The following is an 8,185-nucleotide window of genomic DNA, read 5'->3' as shown; positions in this document are numbered from 1 at the left end:
CTTTATCTCATGAAATCCGCAGGCGATGCAGCTATCGTCATTTACACGCACCCGCTGACGAATTTCTGGCTGTTGGCGCTGGGTGGTTTGGGCGGCGCGCTGATTCGCCGGGCGCCGTGGTTCAAACGCGTGCTTGCGCCGCTGCCGGTCGTGCTGCTGCTGACTGTATGTATCGCGCTGCTGTGCGTGCAGGAGCCGGGATGGGAGCGGGCGGACAATGCAATGCAGTTCACCGTCTCTTATGTGTTCTATGGCGCGTGCATTAGCTTGCTGGTGTGCGCGGTGGCATCGAGTGCGCGTAATGCATTTCTGGTGCGAATGCTCGAGGCCAAACCTTTGGTCTCGTTGGGACGCGTTAGCTACGGGTTTTATCTTTATCACGCATTCATTCCTGACTTCACGCGCAGCCCTCGAATCAATGCGTTATTCGGTGCGGAAGGCATGCCGTGGTGGGCGCGGGGCTTATGCATCGTCGTGGCATTTTTGCTAACGTTCGGGCTGGCCAAATTGTCGTGGCATTTCATCGAAGCGCCGATATTAAAGCTAAAGGATCGGCGCTTTGTGCGCGGCAAGTCTCAACGACAGATCGAGTCGAATGGAGCACGTTTTACCGAAAGTCCTTAAGGCACGCAAAGCGGCACGCTAAAGAATGGTCAAAGCCCCAGGGGATTAAAGGGCTTTAGCTTTGTTTAGTGCAAAAAGAATTTTTAAGTATTTTCAAAGCAATTTTTTTGCGTTAAACAAACTGGAAAAGAAGAGGGCCGAAGCACGTCTTAGCAAAAAAATTGCTAAGCGTCGCTCTATTTCTATGGTGCTGTCATATTCGGGCAAACCATAGTAATGGTATGCTTCGTGCAAATATCTTCATACACGAGCGAGACCAACGCATCGTGCGCAGTTCTGGGTCGAAAGTTGCACCGCTATGACTCGAAGGCTGTTCAGGATGCACCAACTTGTTGTTTGAGCAAACGTTTGCGAGTACCTCAGATCCATCGGTCTGCGCGTGGCATTTTTACCTGCCAAGCGTTCGTATCGATTCATCCGCAGCGAAGTTGACTGCATGGAGCAACGCAATGTCGTTCAGCGAACTCAGCAATGAAGAATGGGTGATGGTCTCCCAACTTATTGGTGAAAGCGAAGTCCGCGAGCATCGTCGCGGCCGGCCGAAAGCGCATCCGCGCACGGTCGTCAATGCCGTGCTCTGGATTCTCACCACGGGTGAGACATGGTCGCGGCTGCCGAGTCACTATCCGACCGTGCCCACGTGCCGAAGGCGTTTCGTCGAATGGCAAATGAATGGCACGCTGATCGAGATCGTGAAAGTGCTGGCCAATGCCGGCCGGTCGTTTGCGTACGTGCCGCGTCAGCGCACGCTGGACGCGCCGCCGCGTCCGGTGCCGGCATCGTACGATTGCGACCGGTTGCGCGGCGGGTTCTGGCAGAACCCGGAGTCGTGGCGTTCGCCGGATGCCTTGCCGTTCAACAGCGTGGCCGCGCCGCGCCGCTTGCCGGAAGCGCGTGATGTCGCGCAGGCGAGTGCATCGACGCTGGCACAGGTTCGCGCGCGGGCGCAGCGATCGCCACGACTGGAAGAAGCGCCGGTGCCTTTCGAACCCGCCTGTGTGCCGGTGACAGACACGCGCGGCTACAGCATTTATCCCATCGCGCGCACCGTGTCCGGCGACATGTTCCGTGGCTGGGCGGAGATCGTGAAGAACGGGCAGCGGATCGAGCGCTCCGGGCTGATCGGTCCGCGGTTTGCGTCGGAGGAAGAAGCCCGCATGTATGCGCTCGAATGGGCCAAACGCTGGATCGCCGCGCAATCCACGCGACAGGACACCGAAATGGCCGAACGTGTCGTGTGCATGGATGAAGGCGCATCGGCGTATATCGCGGAAATTCAGCGGTAAATCTGCTTTCCCCCGTTCCCGGTTGTGCCGTTTCGACGCGCACTTCCTGATCCGATTCCCCGCCGCCTGCATGTGCCAGGACGCGCGTACAGAAGGAATCGACGGAGACGAACGGTGCGGCAAACATGTGGTCGGCGTGGTCGGTGTCATCGCATCACGCCATTCAAAGTAGCTTCGGCATACGGTGAGATCGAACGTCGAATATAGATAGTTCGATAAACCGTGCGCCCACCGTCTATGGGTGGGCGCACCATTCCCCCCCGACGATGGTGGGCTGCTGCTGCGGCCCGGCTGGTCTACTCGTTCTCACGACACCGCTGCATACGCCGGCCGGCACATCCGGCGGCTCGCGCGCGCCTGATCGATACACAGGATGGCGAAATATCCGCATGCTCGCGCTCATTCAAAGACCGCGATCAACCACACGGCGGCGTTCCTGACCAAAGCAAGGAGACAAGCACATGAGCGAAAAAATGATGGACGGCAAAGTGGTGATCGTGACCGGCGCGGGCCGTGGTATTGGCCGTGAGATTGCGCTGCTGATGGGCGAGCACGGCGCGAAAGTCGTGGTCAACGACGTCGGCGTAAGCGTGCACGGCAACGACAGCGGAGAAGATCCCGCACAGGAAGTCGTCGATGCCATCCGCGCAAAAGGCGGCGAGGCGATCGTCAATCGCGACAGCGTGTCGGAGACGGCGAGCGCGAATCGTATCGTGGACGCGGCGGTGGAGGCATTCGGGCGGATCGACAGCGTGGTGAACAACGCGGGCATTCTGCGCGACCGCATCTTCCATCAAATGTCGCCCGAAGAATTCGATGCCGTGCTACGCGTGCATCTCTACGGCGCGTTCAATGTCAGCCGCGCCGCCGCCACGCATTTCAGGGCGCAGAAAAGCGGCAGCTTCGTGCATATGACATCGACATCGGGATTGATCGGCAATGTCGGACAGGCGAACTATGCGGCGGCGAAGCTCGGCGTCGCCGGACTCTCGAAGTCGCTCGCGCTCGACATGGCGCGCTATAACGTGCGCTCGAACTGCATCTCGCCGTTCGCGTGGAGCCGCATGACCGGCTCGATTCCCGATACCCCCGATCAGGCCGAACGCCTCGCCAAGGCGCGTTCCATGTCGCCCGCCGATATCGCGCCGCTCGCCGTGTTCCTCGCCAGTGACGCCGCCGCCGATGTCAACGCGCAGATTTTCACCGTACGCCGCAACGAAATCTTCCTGATGAGCCAGCCACGCCCGATCCGCGCGATGCAGCGCGCCGAAGGCTGGACGCCGCAAACGCTCGCCTCGCATTTGCGTCCGGCCATGGCGTCTTCGTTCGTGCCAGTGGACGTATCGGCTGATGTCTTCAACTGGGACCCGGTGTAAGCGCGATGGAAACGACTTTCGATTATGTCGTGGTGGGCGCGGGTTCGGCAGGCTGCGCGGTGGCGGGGCGGCTCGCGCAGGCGGGCGGCTTTAGCGTCGCCATGATCGAGGCGGGGCCGCACGATCACAGCAAGAAGATCACCATGCCGCTGGGTATGGTGACGACCGTGCGTCGAGAAAATTCGTATAACTACGGATATCTCACCGGCAAGCAGAACCATCTGCTGGACCGTCGATGCCGCGAACCGCGCGGGCGCGGACTTGGCGGCAGTTCGTCGATCAACGGCATGGTGTATATCCGCGGCGTGCCACGCGATTACGATCGCTGGGCGCAGGCCGGTTGCGAAGGCTGGTCGTGGCGCGAAGTGCTGCCGTACTTCAAGCGCGCCGAATGCAATCAACGCGTCGGTGGTCACGACGATGCCTTCCACGGCGGCGGCGGCCCGATGATCGTCAGCGACCTGCGTTCGCCAAGCCAGTTTTCGCGCTATTTCATCGAAGCGGCGCAGGCGGCGGGGTATCGATATAACGCGGATTTCAACGGCGCGACGCAGGAAGGCGTCGGCATGTATCAGGTCACGCAAAAGGACGGCGAACGCTGGAACGCCGCGCGCGCTTATCTGCATCTGGGCGATGTGAATTCGCTGAGCCGCTATCCGAATCTGCATGTGCTGACGGACGCGCAGGCCGTGCGTATCGTGTTCGAAGGCAGGCGCGCGGTGGGCGTGGAAGTGCGGCGCGGCGGCGTGGTTTCGGTGATCCGTGCTCGGCGCGAAGTGATTCTGAGCGGCGGCGTGTTCGGTTCGCCGCAACTGCTGATTGCATCGGGAATCGGCCCGGAGGAACATTTGCGCGATCTCGGCGTGCCGGTGATTGCGCCGTCGCCGGATGTCGGTCGTCATCTTCAGGAGCATCCCGATATCCTGCTCTGTCAGTTTAAGGTGCCGACGACCGATGTGCTCGGCGTGTCGGTGCGTGGCGGTTTGCGGATGCTGAAAGAGTGGCGTCGCTATGAGAACGAGCGCGCAGGCATGCTGACCGGAAATGTCGCGGAGGCGGGCGGCTTCTTCAAGACGCGCCCCGATCTCGACGATCCCGACATTCAGGTCCACTTCATGACCGCTGCGGCGGTCGTGCGCTCGCTCAATTACGGCCACGGTTACTCATGCCATGTGTGCGTGCTGCGTCCGCATAGTCGCGGCGAAATACGCCTCAAATCAGCCGATACGCGCGATGCGCCGCTTATCGATCTGAACATGCTGTCCGATCCGCGCGATATGGAAACGCTGGTCGCGGGCGTGCACATTCTCAAGCGCATCTTCGATCAGCCGCAACTGGCGCGTCACGGCGGCGTCTTCAGCGATCCGGACCTGCGCGCTGATGGCACCGACGATGAGCGCATTCGCGAGCTCATTGCTGAGCGCGCGGATACGGTGTTTCACGCGGTCGGGACCTGCCGAATGGGCAATGACGCGTGTTCGGTGGTCGATCCGCAATTGCGCGTGCGCAATGTGCAGGGGCTGCGGGTGGTGGATGCATCGATCATGCCGAGCATTGTGGGCGGCAACACGAACGCGGCCGCCATTATGATCGGCGAGAAAGCGGCCGACATGATTCTCGGACGCCAGGCGCAGATTCTGGCGATGCAGGCAGCGGACGCCGCTTGATCCATGATGCGCGTTGAAGCGAGAACCGAGCTGCGCTCGGTTCTCAGCGCGTTTTATCTGCGCCCATACGTATCATCGAAGCGCACGATATCGTCTTCTCCAAGATACGTTCCCGACTGCACCTCGATAATTTCCAGCTCCATCTTCCCGGGATTTTCCAGGCGGTGCGTAATGCCGATCGGAATATAAGTCGATTCGTTCTCCGCAAGAATAAACGTCTCGTCGCCGCGTGTGACGAGCGCCGTGCCGCGCACCACGACCCAATGCTCCGCGCGATGATGATGCATCTGCAATGACAGCCGCGCGCCCGGCTTCACCACGATGCGCTTGACCTGAAAGCGATCGCCCTGATCGACCGAATCGTAATGGCCCCACGGCCGATGCACCTTGCGATGATCCGCCGCCTCGCTGCCGCGCTCCGACTTGATGCGCCCGACGATCGCCTTCACGTCCTGCGCGTGCGATTTGTCGGCGACGAGAATGGCGTCCGCCGTTTCCACCACGACGAGGTTATGCGTGCCTACGCACGCGATCAATCGCCCTTCAGAATGCGCATAAGTCGATGTCGCGCCCTCGAACATCACACGTCCGCGCGCGACGTTCGATGCATCGTCCTTCGGCAGAATGTTGTAGATCGCGTCCCATGAACCGACGTCGGACCAGCCCGCGTCGAGCGGCACGACCACGCCTTCGAACATCGCGGGTTCGCGGTCCGAGGCGAGCTGCTCCATCACCGCATAATCGATCGAATCCGACGGCGACGCGGCGAATGCATCGCGATCGAGCCGAATGAATTCGCCGTCTTCGGTAGCGTTCTCATACGCCGTCAGACAAGCCGCATGAATGGCCGGCTGATAGTGCTCGATCGCTGCCACCCAAGTCGACGCGCGTACGATAAAAATGCCTGCATTCCAGCCATATTCGCCCGATTCCAGATATTGCCGCGCCAGTTCCAGATGCGGCTTTTCGACGAAGCGTTCCAGCTTCCACGCGCCGCGTTCCTGCGACGGCTCGCCGATCTTGATGTAACCGTAGCCCGTTTCCGCATGCGTGGGCACCACGCTCAGCGTGACGATCGCGCCTTGCTCGGCACTGCGCGCACCGGCCGCAATCGCACGATGAAACGCTTCCTGATCCGCGACCACGTGATCCGCGGGCATGACCACCAGTACCGAATCTTCACCCGAACTCAGCGCGCGCATGGCGGCAACCGTCAGCGCGGGAGCGGTGTTTCGCGGCACCGGCTCCAGCACGAGGCGCGCACGGCGGCCATGCGCGCGCAATTGTTCGGCCGTTTTGAAGCGATGTTCTTCATTGCAGACGATGATCGCATCCGCAATGCACGGATTCTCCGCCGTCAGTCCATCCAGACGATGCGCAGTGGCCTGCAACAGCGACTGATCGCCGACCAGACCGATCAGTTGCTTGGGAAAGTGCTCGCGCGACATCGGCCAGAGCCGCGTGCCCGAACCGCCCGCGAGAATGACGGGCTGAATGGCGAGCCGTGCGCCGGTATCGCTTGAACCTGCGTTTGAGCGCGCCGGATTTCTGGAAAGCGCAAGGTCTGAAGCTGCCATGAATTAACTCCCGTTGCCTGGTCGAATAGGCCGATTTTTATCACGGAGTTAATCGGTCGATAAAAGCAAAAAACCGCTAAATAAATGGGACAGGCTTTAGCGATTATTGTCCTAAGCCGCAAGGAAAAATGTCCTAAGGTGCTTAGCCGAATTATTTTTTGCGCGACGCATCATCGCTGCAAAGCCCCGCCAGACAAGGCTTGATCGCGAAAAAAATTCGAAAAAAATCAGGCCAAGCGCTTAGACATAATTTCGCGGTTGCGAGGACTTAATTATTTCAGTTTCATAAGTGAAACGTTGGCGCTCCGAACCCCTTGAGACGGACGCCAAGACGATTTCCCTTAACGAGGTGGAACGATGCTGAGTGTGTTTTCCAGAGTCATCGATATCGCCATGGCGGCATTGGGCGCGGCGCTTGCGGCGTCGATCTGCCAGGGCGCGTTCGTATGGCTCGACGATGTCGAAGGCACCATGCTCGCATTCTCCTGTGTGCTGATGATTATGACGTTCCCGTCCTTCGGCATCTACCAGTCGTGGCGCGGCAAGCCAGTGTACGACCTGCTGCTGCGCGTGTGCATCGCGTGGCTGTTGGTGGAAAGCGCAGGCGTGCTGCTCACCTTCAGCATCCACCGCGCGGAATTGTTGTCGCGTCTGTGGCTCGGTTACTGGGCCGTTTGCACGATGGGCCTGCTGATCGTTTCCAAAACGGCGGTATATACGGGACTGAAGTTCATTCGCCGCGAAGGTTTCAATCAGAAGTCGGTGGCGATCGTCGGCTCGGCACAGTACGCGGATTTCTTGATCGAGCAGATGCGCGGGCATCCCGAGGCGGGCTTCAGCCCCGTCGTCGTGTTCGAAGTACAGCTCGATGATAACGGCGCGTTGGACGGCGACGATATCGCCAGCGTGCCCATCGAACGAAATTTCGGAGAACTGGCCGATCGCGTTCGCCGCGAGTCGATCCGCGAACTGTGGCTGGCTTTGCCGATCTCGCAAGAGCAAACGATTCACAAGCTCGTCAACGAGTTCCGCGACGACTTCGTGAACGTGCGCTTCATTCCCGATGTGCGCAGCTTGTCGTTCTTCGGCCATGCAGCGGTGGACCTGCTCGGCGTGCCCGCGATCAACCTCGCTGCATCGCCGATCACAGATGTGAAGGTGCTGCCCAAGCTCGTGTTCGATCGCGTGTTCGCGGCCATCGTGTTACTCGGTATGGCGCCGCTGTTGGCCGCGATTGCCGTGATGGTGAAGCTGTCGTCGCCAGGACCGGTGTTCTTCAAACAGAAGCGCAAGGGCATAGACGGACAGCAGTTCGAAATCTACAAATTCCGTTCGATGAAAGTGCATCAGGAAACGCACGGTCAGATTACGCAGGCGCGTCGCGGCGACAAACGCGTGACGAAAGTCGGCGCGTTCCTGCGCCGCACGAGTCTCGATGAACTGCCGCAATTCATCAACGTGCTGCGAGGCGAAATGTCGGTGGTCGGTCCGCGCCCTCACGCGCTCGAACACGACGATATCTATAAGGGCCTCGTAAAAGGCTATATGCACCGCTATCGAATCAAGCCGGGCATTACGGGCTGGGCGCAGGTGAATGGCTTTCGCGGCGAAACGGACCGCATCGAAAAGATGTCGGGTCGCGTGAAGCTCGATCT

The 8,185-nt window shown here is 60.0% G+C and carries 6 protein-coding genes; 5 read left to right on the top strand and 1 reads right to left on the bottom strand.

Going from position 1 to position 8,185, the window contains the following annotated elements; all coding sequences use genetic code 11:
• The 4 genes from P7F28_RS29560 to P7F28_RS29545 form a co-directional block, all read left to right on the top strand.
• Positions 1–624, top strand: a 624-nt coding sequence (locus tag P7F28_RS29560; RefSeq protein ID WP_368860383.1) for an acyltransferase family protein, incomplete at its 5' end; no start/stop codon positions are given.
• Positions 625–1,073: 449 nt separating this feature from the next.
• Positions 1,074–1,910 carry a transposase gene (locus P7F28_RS29555; protein WP_277188518.1) on the top strand — a complete coding sequence of 279 codons (837 nt, stop codon included), beginning with the start codon at positions 1,074–1,076 and terminating at the stop codon, positions 1,908–1,910.
• A gap of 461 nt (positions 1,911–2,371) precedes the next feature.
• Positions 2,372–3,286: an SDR family oxidoreductase gene (locus P7F28_RS29550; protein WP_277188516.1), complete on the top strand. Its 915-nt coding sequence runs from the start codon at positions 2,372–2,374 to the stop codon at positions 3,284–3,286.
• Between the two features lie 5 nt (positions 3,287–3,291).
• Positions 3,292–4,953 (top strand): GMC family oxidoreductase, encoded by a 1,662-nt coding sequence (locus P7F28_RS29545; protein WP_277188514.1) that lies wholly within the window; start codon positions 3,292–3,294, stop codon positions 4,951–4,953.
• A 53-nt stretch (positions 4,954–5,006) separates the two neighbouring features.
• On the opposite strand, the gene P7F28_RS29540 is transcribed toward P7F28_RS29545, so the two are convergent.
• Positions 5,007–6,530, bottom strand: coding sequence for a mannose-1-phosphate guanylyltransferase/mannose-6-phosphate isomerase (locus P7F28_RS29540; protein WP_277188512.1), 1,524 nt, complete (start codon positions 6,528–6,530; stop codon positions 5,007–5,009).
• 357 nt (positions 6,531–6,887) lie between these two features.
• Here P7F28_RS29540 and P7F28_RS29535 point away from each other — a divergent pair.
• The coding region (locus P7F28_RS29535; RefSeq protein WP_277188510.1) for an undecaprenyl-phosphate glucose phosphotransferase at positions 6,888–8,185 on the top strand (1,298 nt) is incomplete at its 3' end.

This window comes from Caballeronia sp. BR00000012568055, assembly GCF_029439455.1.
Taxonomy (GTDB): Bacteria; Pseudomonadota; Gammaproteobacteria; order Burkholderiales; family Burkholderiaceae; genus Caballeronia.
Note: the sequence above shows the minus strand (reverse complement) of the source record. Positions and strands in the feature narration are given on the sequence as shown.